This window comes from Phytohabitans sp. LZ39 (assembly GCF_059359075.1).
Genome location: NZ_JCADBM010000023.1, coordinates 49,544 through 70,636, shown reverse-complemented (window position 1 = coordinate 70,636; position 21,093 = coordinate 49,544). Strand labels below are relative to the sequence as shown.

Sequence of the window (21,093 nt, the reverse complement as noted above, 5' to 3'; positions counted from 1 at the left end):
CGCGTCGGCAGGCAGGATGATCGTGTGCGAGGCATGACCGATGACATGACCATCGGCCAACGCGTGGCGTTTTACCGCCGCCGCCGTGGCATCTCCCAAGACGTGCTTGCCGGGTTGGTGGGAAAGACCGCAGAGTGGCTACGCAAGGTGGAAAACAACCGCGCCGAGTTGGACCGGCTGTCAGTCATACGGGGCATCGCCTCCGCGCTGGACGTCGCGCTTGCCGACCTGATCGGCGAGCCGAGCCTGTTCGACTGGTCGGAAGGCTCGGGGCGGCAGACGATCCCGGCGCTGCGGGCGGCGTTGCGGGACTATCGGCACCTCACCCCGGCCATCGCGTCATTCCAAGACGATGACCCGCCTTCCCTCGCTGACCTGGAGCGCGACATCGCCGATATTTGGGATCGCTATCAGCGGTCGCAGTACGCCACACTCGCGCGGCGGTTGCCCTACCTCATCCACGACAGCCTCACCGCGACCCGCGCCTTCGACGGCAACGACGGGCAGAGAGCGCAAGCGCTCACCGCCTACGTTCACCAGGTCGCCACCCTGTTCCTGACCAAACTCGGCGAGGCCGACCTCGCGTGGATCGCCGCAAGTCGAGGGCTGGCGGCGGCCAACGCCAGCAACGACCATGTCGTGATCGGTTCGCTGAGCCGGGCAGCAGCGCATGCCCTGGTCTCCATCGGGGAGTACGGCCAGGGGCGGGGACTTGCCTCGGCCGCCGCGCAGTACCTTCAGCCACGCCTGTCTCGCCCGAGCCCGGAACTGCTGTCCGTCTACGGCAGCCTCCACCTGGTGTGCGCGATGGCCGCAGCGCACCAGGATGACCGCCCAACATCGGACACGCACCTGGGCGAGGCCAGCGACTCAGCCGCTCGCCTCGGCGGGGACGCCAACCACCTGTGGACCGCGTTCGGCCCCACGAACGTCACCATCCATCAGGTGTCCGTGGCGATGGAGTTCGGCGACGTTGCGCGGGCGATCGAGATCGGCCCCACCGTTGACACCCGGGCACTTCCCGTCGAGCGCCGGGTCCGGCATTCGATCGAGGTAGCGCGGGCGTTCGCACGCTGGAACCGTGTCGATGACGCCTTGGACATACTTCTCAGCGCCGAGCAGATCGGCCCTGACCAGGTGCGTTACCATCGGCTGTCGCGGATAATCGTGCGCGAGATCCTGTCCCGACCCCGCACGCCGAGGACAGCGATCGACCTCAGCACCCGAATGGGAGTCAGGTCCGCCACTCCGACATGGTGACCACCAGGAGCCGCTCTACACCAGTCGACTTGTGAACCCCGCGTTCACCAATCGACGGTAGGCCGCTCGGACCTCGTCCGGCATGTGCTGCGCAATGGCAAATCCACGTTCGGCGTACACCTCGATGCGCTGCGTGTCGCCGACGAGCATGTTGATCACCCGGTTCACGTCACCGATGCTGACCACATAGTCGTCCAGTGAGAGGGGTCGGGAAGCGCACAGGACATCCAATTCTGGCCACAGCTTCTTGCAGGTGGCGAACGCGCGTCGCTGCTGGTAGGGCCGCGACATGATGATCACCGAACGCGTCTTGATTTTGTGTTCAGCGAGGACCTCGCGTGCGAACCGGATGTTCTCTGCGGTGTTGGTGGCGCGGGTCTCGATCAGTACGGACTCTGGCGGTACACCGTTCTCAATGGCGTACTCCCGGTAATGGACCGCCTCCCCGCGCGGGAATCGGTCGATGGTGGTGGGCGCGTTGGCGCCGGTGAAGACGATGCGCGGAAACATCGCTTGGTGGAACAGATCTACAGCGACCACCGCGACGCCGAGATCGTGGCTACCCAGGCCGATCCCGACATCACACGGGCGCAGCTCATGGTGCATGTCGTGGTAGTCCCACAGCGTCTCCACATCCACGCGGAGGTCTTCTCGGATCATCGTCTCGGTCAACGTCGATCTCTCTTGCTCGGCAGCAGGGGCGGTTGGTCGGCGCATCCGGGCCGGGCAGCCACGACGGTCACGGTAGCGTGCCCGCTGCCTGCCCCCTCACCGGCCGGTAGACCTGGTTCTGCCCAGACGTCGTCCAGTGCCGCTCCGAACCGGTCTTCGCGCCGGACCGCGGCCGGTCGAGTAGCCTGCCAGACATGGACGATGCCGACATCGCTCGCGACGAACTCGACCGGCACTTCGCCGATGCCCTCGCGGCGGCGACTGCCACCCTCACCGACGCCCAACAGCGCCTTGACGACTGGCGACGGCACGGCATCAGCACCCGCGATGACGCGATCGCAGCTTGGAAGCTTGCAGCCAGACAAGCGCTCGCTGCCGCGCAGGACGGGCGGGACCCGCAAGACGAGATCGACCGCGTACAGGCGATGCGCCGCTGGGCGCAGGCACAGGGATACTGGTCGGCCGAGGAGGACCTCCCCGCAGAGGTTGAGGTTGCCCTCCGGAAAGCCATCCGCGCCGCCAACGCGTAAGACCAAGGATCGGGCAAGCCCGCCATGAACCAGCACACGGATATTTAGCCGGCGCTACCCGTTGCTCGCCACGACTTCATTGTCGACTTGGTTGTTGCGCCTGACCAGCTCATTGAGTGCCCGCCGTCCCGGCGCCCGGATGGCCTGGTATGGCGGGATCTCGCCGCGGAGAGAATCGCTGCCAATCCAGTACTCGCCGACCTTGCAAGCCGACGTCTAAGACCCTGGTAAATAAGGATGCCTTGGCCGGACGGCGAGCCGACACCGCGGTTTGGCTACGTCTGCCCGTCGCCGTGGCCATCGATCGCGCGCGAGGCCGCGACGGCGCCCGGTACAGCGGCGAGCTGCAGTCGTATCTGGCTCATGTGGACGATGCCTACCGCCGGCTGGCCGGTGACGACCCGAGCATGCTGACCGTCGACGTCGGTGACCTGGATCGCGACGGCGTGCACGAGCTGCTTTACCTTGAGATCTCCCGGAGGATGCGATGACGTCCACTCAGTTGCTGGTCGCCGATGACGGGCAGGACGTTGCAGCCGAGGCCCACGATCTGGTGACCCGCATCCGCGGTGCTCACCAGCTCGGCCCCGCCGCAGTGGCGAGCGCTGCACGGGATCTCGGCTTAGAACCGATGGACGGCGCCCGCAACAACTACGTATACCGACAGCCGAACTCCATTGGGCCACCGCGCTGCGTCAAGATCTACAAGGTCGATGATCGGCGGCGTTTGGAGCGTGAGTGGAACGCGTTGACCCTGCTGGCCGGTCACGGCGTAAAGCGGGTTCCCCGGCCGCTGTGGTGCGCCGACCACCCACACTTGCCGATCATGGGGATGACCATGCTGCCCGGCATGCCGGTCGCGGATCTGGTCGACCCGGTGCCCGCGCTGGCCGCGCTGCCCGACCTGATGCGCCAGATCCACCAGGTGCCGTTGTCGGTGTTCCGGCAGCTTGGGCGGATCGACTCCGCCGCGCACTACGTTAACCGCATCACCCGCGTCTGGCCGGAACAGCTCCTGCGCCACGCGCAGGACGATCTGACCCGGGAGATGCGGGACCTGCTGCGGTGGTGGCGTGGCACTGACGACGCCGACCTGGTCTGCGAATGGGCACCGCGGGTCCTGAGCCGGGGCGACTCCAACCTGCTGAACTGGCTCTGGGACGGACGCCGGATCGGCGTGGTCGACTTCGAGTTCAGCGGGTACGCCGACCGCGTGTTCGACGCCGCCGACCTGATCGAGCACATCAGCGCCCGGCCGATCGACGACGCGGTATGGGAGGCGCTGGTCGCCGACCTCGACCTCACCGGCCGAGACTGGCGGCGGTTCTTGGCCGCGCGGCGCACCTGCGCGATGCGGTGGCTGGCCGTGCTGTGGAAACACCGCAAGGACCGTCCCGACGACTTCGCCCGGCAACGCGAGCGGGTCCACGCCCTGCGCGCCCTGCCGGCATGACCACCACACCACCACTGAGTGGTGGGAGCCCGCACAGCCCTTGGGAAGGGATGAGACATGTCCGACAGCGAGCCATTCCGCGTAACGGTGGGTTGCGTTGCGTAACCGACTGTAGGCCCGGGTGGTGACACGCCGGATCCGTTGTGGTGCAACGAAAAGACGCAGAACCCCGGTATGAAGGTGGTCCTTCCACAGATCAACTTCATAAGGGTCCTGCGTCGACGATGAGTGTCACATACACCGCGGTGCTACCAGCACGCGAGGCGACTGTGAACGTCCTGGCCGATCTGCTGGCTGGCGAACGCCTGCGGCGCGGTACCCGCGCCGACACCCGCTCGTTGTCCGAGCGCGACCAGGCGATACTGATCCTTCGCTGGTTCCTGGACGGCACCCGGATGCGGCAGTTGGCCCGCGACAACGCCATCAGCAAATCAACCGGCTACGACTACCTACACGAAGGCATCGACGTGCTCGCCGCCAGCGCACCCAGCCTCCACGGCGCCCTGCTGGCCGCGAAGGCCGCCGGATACAGCCATGTGAACGTCGATGGGATGCTGATCGAGACCGACCGCTGCCATACCCCCGGTCCCACGCCGGGCGTGGACCTATGGTGGTCCGGCAAGCACAACAACCACGGCGGCAACATCCAAGTGATCACCGTCCCGGACGGCTGGCCGATCTGGACCTCCGACGTACGGCCCGGCCGCGAACACGACACCACAGCCCTGCGTGCCCACACCGAGATCCTGCCGAACCTGGCCGACGCCGGCGATGACCTGCGCATCCTCGGCGACCTCGGCTACGGGGACGAGTCCGACACGATCACCGTGGCGTTCAAAAGACCCAAAGGTGGCCGCCTCACGCTGGTGCAGCAGCAACTGAACAAGGCCCACAACAGCGTCCGCGCGATCGGTGAACGCGGCAACTCCCTGCTCAAGACGACGTTCAAGGCGCTACGCAACGTCAGCCTGGACCCCTGGCGGATCGGGAAGATCGTCGCCGCGGCACTCGTCATCCTCCACATCGAGCACGCCCGCACAACGTGACAACCTTCAATAGTCAACCGCCTGCGGGTCACACGTGCGGGGTGCCCCGCACCCTCAGTTCGGTGATCTGCAGCCCCCACGGGTCGGCGCCGGTCCCGCGGTCTTCGAACCGACCGTGCCGGATCAGGAACACATACCAGTCGCCGTCGAGCTTCTCGAAGACCTCACCCTCGCCCCAGTACGTCTCCGGCGGCGCCGTCCCCGGGCACCAGGCGAAGCCAGACGCCCGCGCCATCCCGGGCTCGTGCAGCCCGTACAGCACGCAGCCCTGCCCCCGGTCGAGAAAGTCGAACGAGTAGGGCCCGACACCGATGCCGTCGTGCGTGGCCCCGCGGTGGTCGGCGAACTGCTCCAGATCTGTCCGGTAGTGCGCGAACACGGCCCTGCCGACGAGATCGCCGGAGGCCACCCACCAGCTTGCCACGAACACCACCGGAACCACCGCGAGCGGCCACAGCCGCCAGCGCGCTTCGGGCGAGTCGACCGACCACCACGCCCACCCGAACACCGCCCAGGCCAGCCACACGACCACCCAGCCACACATCGCCGCGACCAGAAAGCCTTGGTAGCCTCCGGGCACGCTCACGCCGTACAGCATCAGGCCGGCCGGCACCACCGCGCCCCCCGCGGCCCACCACGGCGACTTCCGCCACGAGCTCACGCCGCTCATAGTGCCAGCGGTCGGCGGACCCTGCGACCCCGCACGACCTGACACACAACAGGTTCGGCGTGCCGGCAACGCCAACCAGGGACAACTACCGAACGTAACCTGCTGTTACGCGGAACGGCTCAGCGTCCTGGGAATCAACCTCTGCTTCGCGGTCAAGCGCTACCTGGAGCCGCAACGGTGGGCCCAGTTCGTCCGCGAGGACCTCGATGCGACGCCAAACGACGTCTGGATTGTTGGCGACACCAGCAACGACCTCAGCGCAACACACCGCCTCGGCATACGAGGTCTGCTCGTACGAACAGGGCACGGCAGCGCCGCTGAGCGCGATCACACACCCCGAGACGCGGTTGTGAATGATGTGCTGGACGCCGCACTTCACATCATCGAAAGCGCGCGACGTACTGGACCGCAGACCCAGGGCGGCCAGCACGCCAACTGCGTCGGCAAGCAGGTCAACGCCTAGGCAGGACCGCGTCGCCGGTCCCGACGTGCCCGCCTACCCGATCGAAGTTCGGCGACCTCTCCACGGCCACGGCCCATACGCCCGGCGCGTCCGGTCGGCAGGCCGGCCGCGCTTGGGCAGAGGCGGTCGCGTCCGCTCATCGGTCGCCCCGGGCCAAGGGGAAAGTTCATTGATACCAACGGCTTGGGGGGTTTGGGCCAAGGACGTACCTGCGACAGCGTCAAGCCCATGCCCAAACACATTGCCCTCGTGGACGATCTTCGCCAGACCGCAGTAACAAGCGCCGGTCTCGCGATCACAGCGACGATGCGACGCGACACGACGTGCCTGCCGCTCGCCGCCGTCGAGGCCGGCATCGACGCCGCCATGCCGTTTCTGGCCGACATTTTGTCCATCCAGGACGCCCTCGCCTCCGCAGCCGAGCCGGCCGCGGCGGGCGGTCAGGAGCGACGCAGCCTCATCCGCCGGCTGTGGAGGCGAGCCGACCGAAATCCATACGCCTACCTTCGCCTGCTCGATCAATACGGGATGCTGGCCCTGCGGACGGTGCAGCTTGACGATGATTGGCTGGCCGTCCACGGACCCGTTAGGGGTTCTCGCGCCGCAGGCCGTACCGGTACGCGTGCCGGCCGTCGATCTCGCCGGTATACACGTAAACGTGGTCGATTCGTGGGGCAGGCTCGTCGTCGGCGTTGACGAAGACACCGGTCTGGGGAAGGACCACGGTGGCCGGCAGTCCGTCGACAGCGTCCGTCTCGACCAGCAGGACACGGCCGTCTGCCGGCCCACCGTTCAGCCAGACCTCGATCGCGCCCACCTGTCCATCATGGCCAACACGCCAAGCCGGCCGCACCCATGCGGACCCTTGACGACGGGTTGAACGCTGTGGATCTGGCGGAATGCTTCCTTGATCGTCGGAGTACCACGCGTTCCGCAGGCGACGATCGGGGAGCCGCTGTTGCGGCTCCTACTGGGAGCCCTCCGGCTTCGACGGCAGCCTTGGCTAGGACATCGGCCCTGACGCTGGCTTGCGGTCGGACACACAGCTGGTCGCCGCGCGGGGAACTGGCTGGTCCGTCCGACCTGCCCGTCAGCCGGGTCGCAGTTCTCGGCGAAAGGCCCGGACGGTCTCGCCGGCCGCGAGGACCACGTCGACCCGCCCGTCTGCCGCCGGTGTCCGGCCTACCGACCGCACGGTCTTGCCCGCGTGCGTGGCGTACTGGGACGCATCCGGCCCGGTTAGCTCCGGCCGAAACACCCACTGCAACACCACCGCCGTACCGCGCCCACCACACGCCCCCGCGCTGGTTCGCCGATCATGCCCGCCACAACCCATTCCTTCCCCTAACGATCGATAACGACAGCCAGACCCGACAAAGGGACAGGCCGGCAGGTCCGACGCATCAACCAGCCAGCCGGTCCGCGCCGAGGCCCATCAGACGGCCGGCGCGCAGATCCCACGGGCGATCGCACCGTTGCCCGCGTCCCGATCGACCGGCTCGAAGACCGGTGGTCCCGCGGCGACCGGCTCATCCAGATCTGCGCCGGCGACCCGCTCAGCGTCACCCACACTCAGCGCATGCTCCTCAAGGACGCCCTTGTTTTCGCCCGTCCACGCTGGACACGCGGATCGCATGAGCTAGCCCGACGCTGTGGGGCAGCGATCAGTCGGAGAGGCCTGGTGTGCCGCTGTGTCGTGGTCGGGTTGGAGGTCTAGCACGGTGTCCAATCCGGTCAGGGTGAGCAGCCGACGCAACTGAAGGGATGGCCGGTCGATCACCAACCGGCTACCCACCTCCTCGACGTGGAACGACAGCCTGACCAGCAGCGACATGCCCATCGAATCGCAGAAGGTCAGCTGGCTGCAGTCGAGGACAAGCCGGATGGGTACCGGCCTCAACGCCTGGTTGGCGGCACTCTCGAGCGTGGCGCTGGTGTTCATGTCGAGCTCACCGCGAGCGACGATGACCACCGCGTCGGCCTGCCGCCGCACGTCGCAGCTCAAGGTTGGCGCCACGAGTTCAGGATATCCAGCCCGGCTGGTGTCGGGCGGCCGGAAACGCCACCGCCACCGGCCGCAGGCGACAGGCGTCCCTGCATCGCAACGCGCCCGGGGCCACCCGGCGTGCTCCGCCGCCTTCGCCGCCTGAATGAGCAGCGGTCATCGGCCACGGGTAGCCCTCGCCGTCCGGGCCCGCGTCAGAACCTCGAACGGATCGGATCAGCGGGGGTGGGCTGAGGCTTCCGGCCGGGGCGGGTGATCGCGGGTAGCCGCTCGGCGAGGCGGCACATCGCGGCGATGACCAGCATCGGGTGCGAGTAGCCGCCGTACGGCGGCTCGCCGGCCGGACGCCGACTGGGTTCGCTGAGCGAGTCCACGTAGAGGTTGGCGAACGTGGTCACCGCCAGCAGGTCGAGCCTACGGTCGGGCCGCCTCATGAGGTCGACCAACTGCTGCTCGTAGACGGTCAACACCTGGTCCAAGACGTGATCGCGGGCCGCGTCGTCGAGGACGTTCTGGCCGTACTCGGCACGCAGGTCGGCGATGGTGCGGACTGGCTGGCCGTTGAGCCGCGTCTGGCAGATCTTGCCGCGGCGGACCTGCCAGGTTGCCCGGCTCCCCTTGGCGCCGGCACGATCGTCGGGGCGGTGAACAGGCCCAGCAACCCGGTCACCTCCAGCACTCTGCCTCACGCGGCGTGATCCACTCGGCCGGGGACTGCGGTAGTCGACGCCGCTCCACCCAGGCCTCCTTGATGCTGGGGACTTTTCGTGTATCGATGGCGTATCAGAAATCGCATACGTCGTGGCAACAGTCTTCCGTCTTCAGTGGAGGCGTGGCTGATGACGGAGGATGGGACAGGCGTTCGCTGTTGCGGGGAGCCGCGGTGCTGACCGGCGCCGCTGTAGCCGCACCGCTGGTGGGCGGGGCGGCCGCAGCGCTAGCCGACACGACCGACGCGGACGCACTGTTCAAGGCAGGGAAGTTCGAGCAGGCCGGCCGCGCCTACGAGCAGATCTTGAGAAAAGACCCCACGAACCTGCACGCGGCCCGGCGGCGCGGCCTTGTGGCGCTACTGGTCAACCGGTTCGCCGAGGCCGAGAGGTATCTCATGATGGCCCTCGAACTGGCGCCCGCCGACAGGCAAACCAACCAGTTCCTGGCCGACTGCTACACCCGGCAAGACAAATTTGACCTCTCCGTACCATGCTGGCGAGCAGCCGGCGACGAAGCCTACGCCGCCTGGTTCGCGGCGGTCCAAGGCGAGGCGTATGAGATCCACGGCGACCTCACGCGGCTGAAGTGGCTCAGGATGGACCCGTCTCCGCTGGTTGAGGCCTCGGTCAACGGCGGACCGACGAAGCGCTTCACGTTCTACACCGGTTCCCCGTGGCTGGGCTTGTCCTCGCAGGTAGCCAAGGAAGCGGGACTGACCTCGGTCTACAGCCAGGAGATCGAGTTCATGAACGGCAAGATGTGGATGCACTTCGGGGTGCTGGAGTCGTTCAAGCTGGGCGGCATCGAACTGCGCAACATCCCCGTGGAGTGGTCGGAGTCGGACACTGTCTCGTTGGATGAACATGACCACGACGGCATGATCGGCACGTGGGTCTTTCATCATTTTCTGACCACCTTCGATTACGCGGGCCGATGGCTGATCTTGCGACGCAAGACCCCCGAAACTGCCGCGAAGGCACGCGCCGACGCCAACCGGGCCGGCGTGGAGCCCTTGCCGCTGTGGCTGGGCCGCGAGGGCGCGAGCCTCCACAGCAGGGGCAGTATCGACGGCTCCGGCCCTCGGGTGGTGGGCGTGAACTTCGGTGGAGAGGGCGAGATCGCCGCGGGCATGTCCGAGGAAACGGCCAAGCAGTTGCGGGTACGCATCGACTACGACCGCCCTATCGAGACCTTTGCCCACAGCCACCCAGCCGACGTCTACCCCTGCTACCCGAAGGAGATCCGCCTCGGCGTCGCCGTCGCCAAGGACGCCTACTCCTACGCGAACAAACGAGGGTCGACCAACCCCCTCGGGTTCGACGGGCTGGGCCATTTCCCGCACAGCTTCTTCAAGCCCTACACCATCACCCTCGACTTCACCGACATGAACCTCTACATCGCCCGCGGCGCGGCCACCTGACCGCCGCAAGTACACGGGCGCTGCCCGGCCCGATGAAGTCAGTTGGAGCGCTCACCGTGAATTTCAGGATCCGCCCGGCAGGACCGGACGACGTCGAAACCTTGCGGACCCTCGTCGCCGCGATGGGATATGAGGTCAGCTCCCAAGAGGTTCATACGCGTCCGCAGGCGCTTCCCGAGGCCCACGCCGTGTACGTGGCGGAGTCCGGGTCCGAGGGCACCGGCTGGATCCATGTTCTGATCAGCCATAGCCTGATTGTCGGACCGAGGGCCGAGATCGCCGGCCTGGCGGTCGCGCCGTATGCCCAAGGGCGGGGCGTAGGATCGGCTCTCCTTTCCGCGATCGAAAAATGGACGGCGCAACGCGGCGTCCGGACAATCTATCTACGATCCGGAGCGGAACGGAAAGAAGCGCATGACTTCTACCTCTCGCGCGGCTACGAAGCGGTGAAGACCCAGCTCGCCATGACCAAACGCCTAGGGTTTATCTGATGGATCGGTACGCCGCAGAGACCTCGAGGAGCGGATCGACCGGCTCAGCCGCAGGGATCTCCGGGTTTCGCCTCGGGTCTCAGCTGGAGTCCGCGGCGGCCGTCTACTCTCGGTGACATTCGGGTCCGCCGGCACGGACCGGCCGGCGAACAGAGTGGCGTCGTGGCGCCTGATCTAGTGGCGGCCGGGGCGGACATGGCAACCGCTCTAGGGGGACGGGCCCCCGCCCCGGCCTACAGCGGGTGGCCAAACCCGCCACCATGAGAGCGGCCGTCCGCCGTCACGCGTTACACCACCGCCACGGGCGAAGCGGGCCAGGGCTCGCACCGGCACGTTCCTCGGCACGTCGACGGTGTGCCACGGGAGGCGGTGGCCGCGCGGAGATCTGCTACCGCACGGCGGGGCTCATCTGGATGTGGGGCGCCGCGTGCGTGGCGATCGACGTGGTGCGCTGACCACCGTGGCGAAGGTGGTACCACCGGTCCTGCCGTCGGTCCGTCTCTGGTTGCCGGCTCGACCGCCGAGAAGTCTCGTCCGCATGAGCGTTACTTTCTCCCACGACGATGTCGGCATCGCCGTGAGGCCTGAGGACCTTGATGCCACCATTCAGTGGTACGCGAGCAAGCTCGGTTTCGTCCTTGACCAGCGGTTCGATTCCCACGGCACGACGTTCGCCTTCATTATCAGCGGCGACGTCAAGATCGAGCTGTTGGCAGGCGCGTCTAATCGACGTGAGGCACGGCCCGACAACGTCTTTGCGAACATGGATCCGGAGCGTCTGCACCATTTCTGCCTCGCTGTCGAGGACCTCGACACGACCGTGTCCCATTTGCGCGATAGCGACGTGCCGGCTTCCCCGCCTCCGTGATCAGTCGGCGCAGCTCAAGCGACGCCCGTCCCCTGTGCAGCAGACGCCATCGCAGACCGTCCAACGCGATCGCTTGGCAACGCCTACGCCGGTTCCAGCAGATCATGGCCTACACCTGCATGAACACCGCGGCAGCGGCAGGTTGAGCAGGACTACCTGCGCCGGATCGTGCTCCGCGAACCCGGCTGGTAGACGTTTCAGCCCGCTTGCCGGGGCTCGCGCCGACAGCGACGAGGCGCGCGATGCTGGACAGTCCGGCGCCGGTCGACATCGATAGCTGACGAACTAACCGCAATAAGCTCGTCCTGGCCGGGCACCTGCCGCACCCACCTGCGGGCCGCGCTTGCGCAGGCGCGCCGGAACGCGGGCCGCGTCCGGGCGCGGGCCACCGGCGTGTCCGCCGGCGCCGTCCATCTCCCGCGGTGGGCCGCACCCAGCCGTCCCATCCCGCCTGACCGCTATGCCCACGGCACACGAATCCGACCGGGACTACATCGGCGGTAGAACGGGAGTAGATCGACTCTCCTCAGTATGGGGAGAATGTGGAGATCCCTCATGGCCGCTGGCTTGACGGTGGTTCTGTTGCAAGGGCCGGCGGTGCCGGCCTCAGCACGGGTTGTGCCCGCGCCGGACGGCGGCGCGAGCGCGAAGCTTGACTGGTCCACGGCCGCCAAGCGCGGCCCCGCGCCCACGTCCCCGCCTTTCCGGCCGGTGGAGCCCGCGCCGCTGGCCCGCAGTGAGCCCGCGCCCGGAGCGAAGGCGACCGCGCTGCCGCGGCCGGTGGCCAAGGACGTGACCCTCACCGGGAAGCCGGTCCAGGTAGGGCCGATCACGGTGAGCGCGTCGACGCGTTCCGCGCTGGAGCCGACGGTACGCGTCGAGGTGCTGCCCGAGCGGCCGGGCCTGAGCGGCTTCGCTTTCCGGATGTCCGCAAAGGGCGGAAACGCGGGAGACGCGAAGGTATCCATCGACTACTCGGACTTTGCGGAGCGCTTCGGGGCGGGTTACGCCGACCGCCTCAAACTTGTCGCGCTGGACGGCGGCGACACCGTGCCGGCCACGAACGACCGCAAGGCCAAACGGCTGACCGCCCGCGTCGCGGTGGGCGCGCCGGCAACGTTCGCCGTGATGGCGGGCGCGGAGGGCGAGGAGGGGTCGTTCAAGGCCACTCCGCTGGCGTTGTCCGGCGACTGGCAGGTCGGGGCCGGGTCGGGCGAGTTCACGTATCGATACGACTTCCCCCTGGCCGAGTCGCCGGCTGGGCCGACGCCGCAGGTCGGGCTCGGCTACTCCTCCGGCGCCGTCGACGGAATGGTGTCCGGGCGTAACACACAGAGCGGCCCGGTGGGGCTGGGCTGGAGCGACTTCGCCAACTCGTTCATCGAGCGGCGCTATAACTCCTGCCTGGACGACGGCCAAGCGACCGCGGACCTCTGCTGGCGCTCGGAGAACGCCACGATCGCGCTCCAGGGCCGCACCTCGGAGCTCGTCCCCGTCCCCAACTCGAACCCGAAACAGTGGCGGCTCCGGAGCGACCCGCGCTGGCGGGTGGAGTGGCGGACCGGGGCGGACAACGGCGACAACGACGGCGAGCACTGGGTGGTCACCACACCCGACGGCGTGCGGTACTTCTTCGGCCTCGGCGAGAACCCCGACGTCGGCGTCGAGACGAACTCCGTGTGGACGGTGCCGGTCTTCGGCGACGACGCCGGCGAGCCGTGTGCCACGGCAACCCCCGTGGCGTGGTGTACCCAGGCGTGGCGGTGGAATCTCGACCTCGTCATCGACCCCAACGACAACGTGCAGCAGTACGAGTACACGAAGGAGATCAACCATTATTCGGCGCTCAACGGCTGGCCCGGCTTCGAGCACGTCGAGTACGTGCGGTCCGGTGTGCTGCGGGTCATCAAGTACGGCAAGCGTCGGGTGGAGACGGAGCCCTCGGCCGAGGTGCACTTCGACACCGACTACCGCTGCCGTGCCCTGGAGGGTTGCGCGGCGCCTACGCCCGCGACGGCCGCGAATTACCCGGACACGCCGGTCGACCTGATGTGCTTCACCGCCGTGTGCGGCCAGCACACACCGACGTTCTTCACCGCGCTGCGCTACACCGAGGCGACGGCGCACGTCGACGACGGCGGCACGATGGTCGAGGTGGACTGGTTCCGGCTCTCGCACTCCTTCCCCGACCCGGACCTCAACCGTTCCGGCGACGAGAAGCTCTACCTGCTTTCCGTGCAACGCATCGGCCGGTACGGCGAGGACATCGCGCTGCCGGCGGTCATCTTCTTCCCTGTCCTGCTCGCCAACCGGGTGGACACCGCGGGCGGCGCACTCTCGGCGATGCCGCACTACCGGGTAGGCGCGGTCGTCAACGAGTTCGGCGGACAGGTCGCGGTCACCTACGGCCGGCCGCATCCGTGTCCGGACCCGATTCCCAGCACACCGAACTGGGATCTGAACACCCGTAACTGTTTCCCGCACTGGCACGCGCCGGAGGGCGCGGCCGCGGGCTTCGCGGTCTTCCACAAGTACGTGGTGACCCGGGTCGAAGCGCGTGACCCGATCGGCGGGTCGCCGACCGTCGCCACGAACTATCTCTACGGCGACCAGGTGCAGGCCGGGCTGCCCAACGGCGCCTGGCATCACGACCGCGACGAGTTCTCGCCCAACAGCGTGCAGAGCTGGTCGGAGTGGCGCGGATACCAGGACGTGAAGCTGACCCAGGGCACGTCGACCCGGCGGCTACGCGTCTTCCGAGGGATGCATCGCGACCGGCTGGCCGGCGACGCCTTCCCCGGGCCCGGCTCTCGCGTCGCCACGGTGTCCAGTATGGACGGTACGGTGACCAACGTCGCCGACGAGAACTGGCTGGCCGGTCGGGCCCTGGAGGAGCTCAACCTGCGCTCGGACGGCACTGTCGAGTCGGCCGTCATCCACGGCCACCACACCGCGCGTACCGTCGACGCGCTCGGCCCCGATCCGCTGGACGACGCGTGGTTCGTGGTGCCCAACGACACCGTGGAGCGGCTGCGCCAGGCCGACGGCGGCTATGCCCGGCGCCGGATCCAGGTCGTCGTCAACGGGTTGCTGGGCACGCCGGACCGCATCATCGAGCACGGCTGGACCGCGGTCGCCGGTGACGAGCGCTGCACCCGCATGGAGCCGGTCGTCAACGCCGACGCGTGGCTGCTGGACCACCCGTCGTCGACGACCCGCTACGCCAACGGAACCTGTACGGGGGCCGAGGTCGCGCGCAGCGAGTACGCCTACGACGGCGGTACCGTCGGGCAGGCGCCCACCAAGGGCAACCGCACCACCGAGCGCACCAAGGTCGACGCCACGACCTGGTCCGTCACTCAGACCACAGTGGACGCGCTGGGCCGGCCGACCCGGGTCACCGACGCCAACGGGCACCACGTGACCACCGCCTACAGCCCACCCGTGCGGTACCCGGCCGTCATCACGGTCACCAACCATCTAGGACACGTCGCACGCACGGACTGGAACAGGCCGATGCAGGCGGCCGCGACAGAGACCGACGCCCGCGGCCGGCGGACCACCTACGTGTACGACTCGCTGGGCCGGACGGTCGACGTGCGCCGGCCGACCGAGCAGGGCTCCGGCGCGCCGGCGACGTTCCACTTCGGATACGACATCGACCCGGACCGGCAGCGCCTGCCGGTCGTGCGCACCAGCGCGCTCCAGGACAGCGTGGGCGGGTCGCCGCGGTACGTCGACTCGTGGGCCGTCTACGACAGCCAGCTCCGCGAACGCCAGACCCAGCGCCTCTCCCCCGAGGCCGGCAAGGTCATCGTCCGCGCCACCACGTACGACGACCGAGGCCTGGTGGCCTTCGCCTCGGCGCCGCAAGCTGTCACGGGCGTCGCCGGCGCCGGCCTCCTCGCCGCGCCGGCCGGCGGCTGGGCCAACGACGTTCAGACCGCCTACGACGAGCTGCGCCGGCCGGTGTGGGAGATCAACCGGGTCGGCGGCGCATACCGCAGCTCGACCGCGATCGAGTATGCCCACGACTCCATGAAGAAGACGCCGCACCCGCCGGCGGGCGGCGTGACCCGCACGGTCTTCGACGCCTACGCCCGGCCGGTCCGGGTCGAGGAGCTCGACGGCTCCACGTGGCGCGCCACCACCTACGGCTATGACAGCGCCGACCACCTTGTGTCGGTGCGCGACCCGGCCAACAACACGATCACCGACACCTACGACATGGCCGGGCGCCGCGTCGCCACATCCGATCCGGACACCGGCAACTGGACGTTCGGCTACGACCTGGCGGGAAACCAGACCCGGACGACCAGCCCGACCGGCTTACAGCTGCACACCATCTACGACCCCCTGAACCGTGTCGTGGAGAAGCGCCGCGACTCCGTCACCGGGACGCTGCTGGCCAGCTGGGCCTACGACCGGGCGGGCGAGACCGGCCTGCTGGACCGGTCGACCCGGTTCGACCCGACGGGCACCTGGGTGCTGGACGTCGCCGGCTACGACGACCGGGAACGGCCGACCGGCCACACCTGGGTCGTACCGACCGGAGCCACCGGGCTGTCCGGCTCGTACACGCTCAGCTACGGCTACGACGCCGCCGACCACCGCACCCGGATCACCTACCCGGCCGTTGGTGGCCTGCCCGCCGAGACCGTCACCACCTCCTTCAACACGGTCGGATTGCCGGAGACGCTGACCGGCGACGCCGAGTACGTCTGGGGTGCCGCCTACGACGACCGGACCCGACCGGTCTGGATCCTCTCCGGATCGCGGACCGTCCCGTTCTCGCGCACGTTCGAGTACAACAGCGACCAGCGACTCGCGCGCCAGGCCGCAGGCGGTGGAAGCACGCTGCTGCAAGACATCCGCTTTACCTACAACGACACCACCGGCGACGTCGTCCAGCGGGACACCACGTTGAACGGCCAATCGTGGCGCGAGTGCTACGGCCACGACGACCTGCGCCGCCTGGTGCGCGCCTACACCACGACGGGTACCTGCGCCACCGGCGCCCCGGGCACGGGCGCGGCGCCGTACGACCACAGGTACCAGTACGGCGTCGACGGAAACCTCACCGCACGGGTCGAGGGCGGCACGACGACGAACTACACCTACCCGGCCGCCGGCACCGCCCACCCGCACGCCCCGACCGCCGTGGGGAGTTCCCTCTACACGTGGAACGCCAGCGGCGAGCTAGCCACCCGCACCGTCAACGCGCAGGCCGAAACGTTCAGCTGGACCGCGGAACGGCAACTGGCAAGCGTCACCGGCCCCGGCGGCGGCTCGTCGTTCGTCTACGACGCCGACGGCCAGCGGGTGCTGCGCCAGAGCGCGGGCGGCCGCACCCTCTACATCGAGGGCCACGAGATAACCGCGACCGGCTCCGGCGTCACCGCCACACGTTCCTACACCTTCGGCGACTCGCTGGTCGCCACGCGCGGCGCGACCGGCGTGGAGTACCTGGCCACCGAGAACCAGGGTTCGGTGCAACTCGCCGTGCCTACCGGCGCGACCACACCGAGCCGCGTACGCACGTACCTGCCCTACGGCAAGGAACGGTCGGCCACCGGCACGGCCCGGACCGACCGCGGCTTCGTCGGCCAGTTCGAGGACACCTCCACCAGGCTGGCCTACCTCAACGCCCGCTACTACGACCCCGCCATCGGGCGGTTCATCTCGGCCGACCCGGTCTTCCGGCCAGAGACACCACAGACCCTCAACCCATACGCGTACGGCCTGAACAACCCGGTGTCGCTCTCCGACCCGTCCGGATTGGACGCGTGCGACACCCCGGACTGCGGCGACAGCTTCACACCCACCAAGAAGAAAAAGAAGAAGCCCACCAAGGGTGCCGCGAAGGCCAAGGTCGCGAAGAAGGTGAAGAAGGGCATCAGCATCAGCCAGAAGGCCGAAAGCCCTTCGTTGTCCGAGGCGACCGCGGACGCGATCGACAAGGCCATCGACGACGTAATGAACAACGAGTTCAGCGGGCGTGGCGTCTGTCTCGGCGGGACCGCAGGCCCCAAGAAGGAGTCCGCCCTGTACGCCAACGGGTGTCTCGTCGTCCTCGAGGACGAGTGGGGCGTGCTGCTCGACGTGGGCGACATGATCGGCAGCACGGGGCCGAGCGGAGAAGCCACGACCCTGATCACGAACGCGCACACGCTCGATGACCTCAGGGGGTACGGCACGTGCGCGAACGCCACCGTGAACCACCTGTCCGGCACCATGTGTGTGAGCCTGATGCAAAGTGGCGACGGCCTGGTGCCCAGCGGCATCTTCGTCTGGATGCCCGGGGTGTCCACCAGTAAGTCCGGCGGCGGTGTCAGTTTCGGGTACACCCGGGCGCACTCGTTCGGCCGCCCGCCTCCGCTGGCCAGCCGGATCCTCGACTATGGGCTCGAACGCTTCGTGATGCAATGCCACGGCGATTTGGTCGGCTGCGCAGAAGGCATCATCGGCGACACCGTCGACCAGTTCATCGACCAAGTCCTCCCCACCGAAATCTCCTTCCCGGAGCTGCCTGACATCGGGTTCGAGAGTCCGTTCGAGTGGCCGTGACCGGGTGAGAGGGGGCGGGCCTACCGGCCCGCCCCCTCGTTGTCCGCTGTCCGAATAGGCCGGTGACGCACGTCGATCTGGAGCGCACCCCAGCGCCTTACGCCAAGCTGTACGGATGAGATGGCGGGTGCTCGGCCCGGTAGGGGTCTGGGACGGTCACACCTGGATGTCCGTGCCCGCCGGCAAGCAGCGGGAGCTCCTGGCGATCCTTCTGCTGCACCCGGGGCAGTTACTGGAGCGGGTGTGGCTCGTCGAGACGCTATGGGACGGCAGCGGCCCGCCCTCCGCCGGCCGCCTCCTGGCGCACTACGTCTGGCGGCTGCGGGGCCTGCTCGGCCACCACGCGGACCGGCTGCGCACCGTGCCGTCCGGCTACCTGCTGGCCGCGAGCGACGACGAGCTGGACCACCAGCGGTTCGGACAGCTGCTCGCCCTGGGAACCGACGCGGCACGCGAGGGAGATCCGCGCCGGGCGACCCGCGCGCTGACCGAGGCGATCGCGCTGTGGCACGGGCCGGCGCTGGCCGACGCCCGGACACAGCCGGTGTTGCTGGAGGCCGCCCGCCGGCTGGACCAGCAGCGGGTGGTCGCCCGGGAGGCGCTGGCCGACGCGCTGCTCGCCGTCGGCCGGCCCGCGGACGCGCTGGTACACCTGGAGGAGCTGACCGCGGACGAGCCGTACCGCGAGGCGTCCTGGCGGCTGCTGATGCTTGCGCTGTACCGGGTCGGACGCCGCGTCGACGCGCTCGCCGCCTACCAGCGGCTGTGGAGGTTCTGGACCGATCAGCTGGGCATCGAGCCCAGCCACGAGCTGCGGGACCTGCACCAGCGACTGCTCGCCGACGACCCATCGCTCACCACGGTCCCGACCGTGGCAGCCACGACCGCACCCGCCAATGCCTGGGTGACCGCCCGGCAGCTACCCACGGCGGTCCCGCACTTCGTAGGCCGGGCCGCCCAGATCAAAGAGCTGAGCGGGTTGCTAGACACCGACGGCGGAGTGACGATCTTTGTCATCGGTGGCACGGCCGGCGTGGGCAAGACCACGCTCGCCCTGCACCTGGCGCACCGGGTCGCCGCGGACTTTCCGGACGGGCAGCTGTACGTCAACCTCCGCGGCTTCGACCCCGCCGGTACCATCATGACCTCGGCCGAGGCCCTGCACGGGTTCCTGAACGCCTTGGGGACACCGCCGCAGCGGATACCGGTCGGCCTGGACGCGCAGGCCGCCCTCTACCGAAGCCTGCTGTCCGGCCGGCGGATGCTGGTCGTCCTGGACAATGCCCACGACTCCACGCAGGTCCGTCCGCTGCTGCCCGGCGCTCCCGGCTGCCTGGTGCTGGTCACCAGCCGCAACGACCTGTCCGGCTTGGTCGCCGCCGACGGCGCCCACCCCCTCGGCCTCGACCTGCTGCCCCGAGAAGAGGCACACGAGCTGCTGGCCCGCCGGATCGGCTTCGACCGGGTCGCCGGCGAGCCGGGCGCCGTCGACGAGATCATCACCCGCACCGCCCGGCTTCCCCTGGCCCTGACCATCGTGGCCGCCCGCGCCGCCACCCACCCACGCTTCCCCCTCGCGACACTCGCCGCGGAACTCGCCGACGCCCGAGACCGGTGGAACTCGCTCACCGGCGACGACCCGGGCAGCGACGTGCGGACCGTCCTGTCCTGGTCCTTCCGCACCCTCACCGCCGGCGCCGGCCAGCTGTTCCGCCTGCTCGGCCTGCACCCCGGTCCGGACATCTCCGCGCCCGCCGCGGCGAGCCTCGCCGGGCTGTCCCTGACCGAGCTGCGGCCGCGGCTGGCCGAGCTGACCCGTGCGCACCTGCTTACCGAGCACCTCCCGGGCCGGTACAAATTCCACGACCTGCTACGGGCCTACGCCGCGGATCTCGCCCGTGCCCACGAGCCCGAGGACGGGCGACAGGCCGCCATCCACCGGATGCTCGACCACTACCTGCACAGCGCGTACGCCGCCGACCGGATGCTGGACGAACACCGCGACCGGATCACCCTGGTGCCGCCGCGGCGCGGCGTCGTGCCCGAAGTCCTTGCCGACTACCGGCAGGCGCTGGCGTGGTTCACCGCCGAACGCGCGGTCCTACTGGCCACTGTGGACCAGGCCGCGGGTTCTGGATCCGACAGCTACGCCTGGCAGCTTGCCTGGACCCTCACCCCCTTCCTCGACCGGCAAGGGCACTGGCACGAGTGGATCACGACCCAACAGGCCGGCCTTGACGCCGCGCGCCGAGTGGCCCACCTCCCCGGCCAGGCCCACGCCCACGTCTACCTCGGCCGGGCCCACGCCCAACTAGGCCTACACGACCTCGCGCACGCCCACCACCGGCAGGCCCACCGGCTCTACACCGAACTCGGCCACCGCACCGGACATGCCTACACCCATATCAGCGCGGGCATGATGGCCGGCCAGCAGGGACACCACCAGGAAGCGCTCGACCACACCCAGCAGGCCCTCGACCTCTACCTGGCCGCCGGCAACAGCGCCGGACAGGCCCGAGCTCTAAACAACATCGGCTGGTACCTCATCCAGCTCGGCCACCATCAGAAGGCCATCACCTGCTGCCAGCAGGCACTCGCCCTACACCGCAAGATCGGCCACCGCTACGACGACGCCGCCACCTGGAACACCCTCGCCCACGCCCACGACCGCCTCGGCCACCACCAGCAGGCGATCGACTGCTTCCACCAAGCCCTGCGGCGGCAACGGCACAGCGGCTGGCGCAACGGCCAAGCCTCCACCCTCAACAGTCTCGGCGACACCTACCACACCGTCGGCAACCAAGACGCGGCCCGCCAAGCCTGGCAACAGGCCCTCGACATCCTCGACCAACTCCACCACCCCGATGCCGACCACGTCCGCGCCAAACTCGGCGCTGCCAACCCACAGGCCACCTAGTGTGGCGTGTCTGAAGT

16 protein-coding genes are annotated in these 21,093 nt (G+C 68.7%); 10 read left to right on the top strand and 6 right to left on the bottom strand.

Features of this window, described 5'->3' with window-relative positions; translation table 11 throughout:
• The first annotated feature begins 33 nt into the window (after positions 1-33).
• A complete protein-coding gene (locus AC5L36_RS34815) occupies positions 34-1,260 on the top strand; it encodes a helix-turn-helix domain-containing protein (protein ID WP_441222880.1) in 1,227 nt (408 codons plus the stop codon).
• 15 nt (positions 1,261-1,275) lie between these two features.
• On the opposite strand, the gene AC5L36_RS34810 is transcribed toward AC5L36_RS34815, so the two are convergent.
• Positions 1,276-1,920, bottom strand: a complete 645-nt coding sequence (locus tag AC5L36_RS34810; protein WP_441222990.1) for a YdcF family protein — start codon at positions 1,918-1,920, stop codon at positions 1,276-1,278.
• A gap of 206 nt (positions 1,921-2,126) precedes the next feature.
• Here AC5L36_RS34810 and AC5L36_RS34805 point away from each other — a divergent pair, with 206 nt between their 5' ends.
• Positions 2,127-2,462: a hypothetical protein gene (locus AC5L36_RS34805; RefSeq protein WP_441222879.1), complete on the top strand. Its 336-nt coding sequence runs from the start codon at positions 2,127-2,129 to the stop codon at positions 2,460-2,462.
• A 275-nt stretch (positions 2,463-2,737) separates the two neighbouring features.
• On the opposite strand, the gene AC5L36_RS34800 is transcribed toward AC5L36_RS34805, so the two are convergent.
• Entirely contained in the window at positions 2,738-2,914 is a 177-nt protein-coding gene (locus AC5L36_RS34800) for a hypothetical protein (protein WP_441222878.1), read from the bottom strand.
• Positions 2,915-2,949: 35 nt separating this feature from the next.
• On the opposite strand from AC5L36_RS34800, the gene AC5L36_RS34795 reads away from it, so the two are divergent.
• A complete protein-coding gene (locus AC5L36_RS34795; RefSeq protein ID WP_441222877.1) occupies positions 2,950-3,915 on the top strand; it encodes an aminoglycoside phosphotransferase family protein in 966 nt (321 codons plus the stop codon).
• Positions 3,916-4,139: 224 nt separating this feature from the next.
• Entirely contained in the window at positions 4,140-4,961 is an 822-nt protein-coding gene (locus AC5L36_RS34790; protein WP_441222989.1) for a transposase family protein, read from the top strand.
• 28 nt (positions 4,962-4,989) lie between these two features.
• Here AC5L36_RS34790 and AC5L36_RS34785 read toward each other — a convergent pair whose 3' ends face one another.
• Positions 4,990-5,622, bottom strand: coding sequence for a hypothetical protein (locus tag AC5L36_RS34785; RefSeq protein WP_441222876.1), 633 nt, complete (start codon positions 5,620-5,622; stop codon positions 4,990-4,992).
• Between the two features lie 10 nt (positions 5,623-5,632).
• On the opposite strand from AC5L36_RS34785, the gene AC5L36_RS34780 reads away from it, so the two are divergent.
• The gene (locus AC5L36_RS34780; RefSeq protein WP_441222875.1) at positions 5,633-6,094 is read left to right on the top strand and encodes an HAD hydrolase-like protein; all 462 of its coding nucleotides are present in this window, start codon (positions 5,633-5,635) and stop codon (positions 6,092-6,094) included.
• A 586-nt stretch (positions 6,095-6,680) separates the two neighbouring features.
• Here AC5L36_RS34780 and AC5L36_RS34775 read toward each other — a convergent pair.
• The 3 genes from AC5L36_RS34775 to AC5L36_RS34765 form a co-directional block, all read right to left on the bottom strand.
• Positions 6,681-6,911, bottom strand: a complete 231-nt coding sequence (locus tag AC5L36_RS34775) for a DUF8847 domain-containing protein (RefSeq protein ID WP_441222874.1) — start codon at positions 6,909-6,911, stop codon at positions 6,681-6,683.
• Between the two features lie 822 nt (positions 6,912-7,733).
• On the bottom strand, positions 7,734-8,111 hold the full coding sequence (locus AC5L36_RS34770; protein ID WP_441222873.1) for an STAS domain-containing protein: 378 nt from the start codon (positions 8,109-8,111) through the stop codon (positions 7,734-7,736).
• A 182-nt stretch (positions 8,112-8,293) separates the two neighbouring features.
• Positions 8,294-8,788 (bottom strand): hypothetical protein, encoded by a 495-nt coding sequence (locus tag AC5L36_RS34765; protein ID WP_441222872.1) that lies wholly within the window; start codon positions 8,786-8,788, stop codon positions 8,294-8,296.
• 143 nt (positions 8,789-8,931) lie between these two features.
• On the opposite strand from AC5L36_RS34765, the gene AC5L36_RS34760 reads away from it, so the two are divergent.
• The 5 genes from AC5L36_RS34760 (at position 8,932) to AC5L36_RS34740 (ending at position 21,076) form a co-directional block, all read left to right on the top strand.
• The gene (locus AC5L36_RS34760; protein ID WP_441222871.1) at positions 8,932-10,233 is read left to right on the top strand and encodes an aspartyl protease family protein; all 1,302 of its coding nucleotides are present in this window, start codon (positions 8,932-8,934) and stop codon (positions 10,231-10,233) included.
• 56 nt (positions 10,234-10,289) lie between these two features.
• Positions 10,290-10,724: a GNAT family N-acetyltransferase gene (locus AC5L36_RS34755; protein WP_441222870.1), complete on the top strand. Its 435-nt coding sequence runs from the start codon at positions 10,290-10,292 to the stop codon at positions 10,722-10,724.
• Positions 10,725-11,262: 538 nt separating this feature from the next.
• Positions 11,263-11,592 carry a VOC family protein gene (locus AC5L36_RS34750; protein WP_441222869.1) on the top strand — a complete coding sequence of 110 codons (330 nt, stop codon included), beginning with the start codon at positions 11,263-11,265 and terminating at the stop codon, positions 11,590-11,592.
• Between the two features lie 555 nt (positions 11,593-12,147).
• Positions 12,148-18,159: an RHS repeat domain-containing protein gene (locus tag AC5L36_RS34745; protein WP_441222868.1), complete on the top strand. Its 6,012-nt coding sequence runs from the start codon at positions 12,148-12,150 to the stop codon at positions 18,157-18,159.
• Positions 18,160-18,274: 115 nt separating this feature from the next.
• Positions 18,275-21,076 (top strand): AfsR/SARP family transcriptional regulator, encoded by a 2,802-nt coding sequence (locus AC5L36_RS34740; RefSeq protein WP_441222867.1) that lies wholly within the window; start codon positions 18,275-18,277, stop codon positions 21,074-21,076.
• The last annotated feature ends 17 nt before the right edge of the window (positions 21,077-21,093 follow it).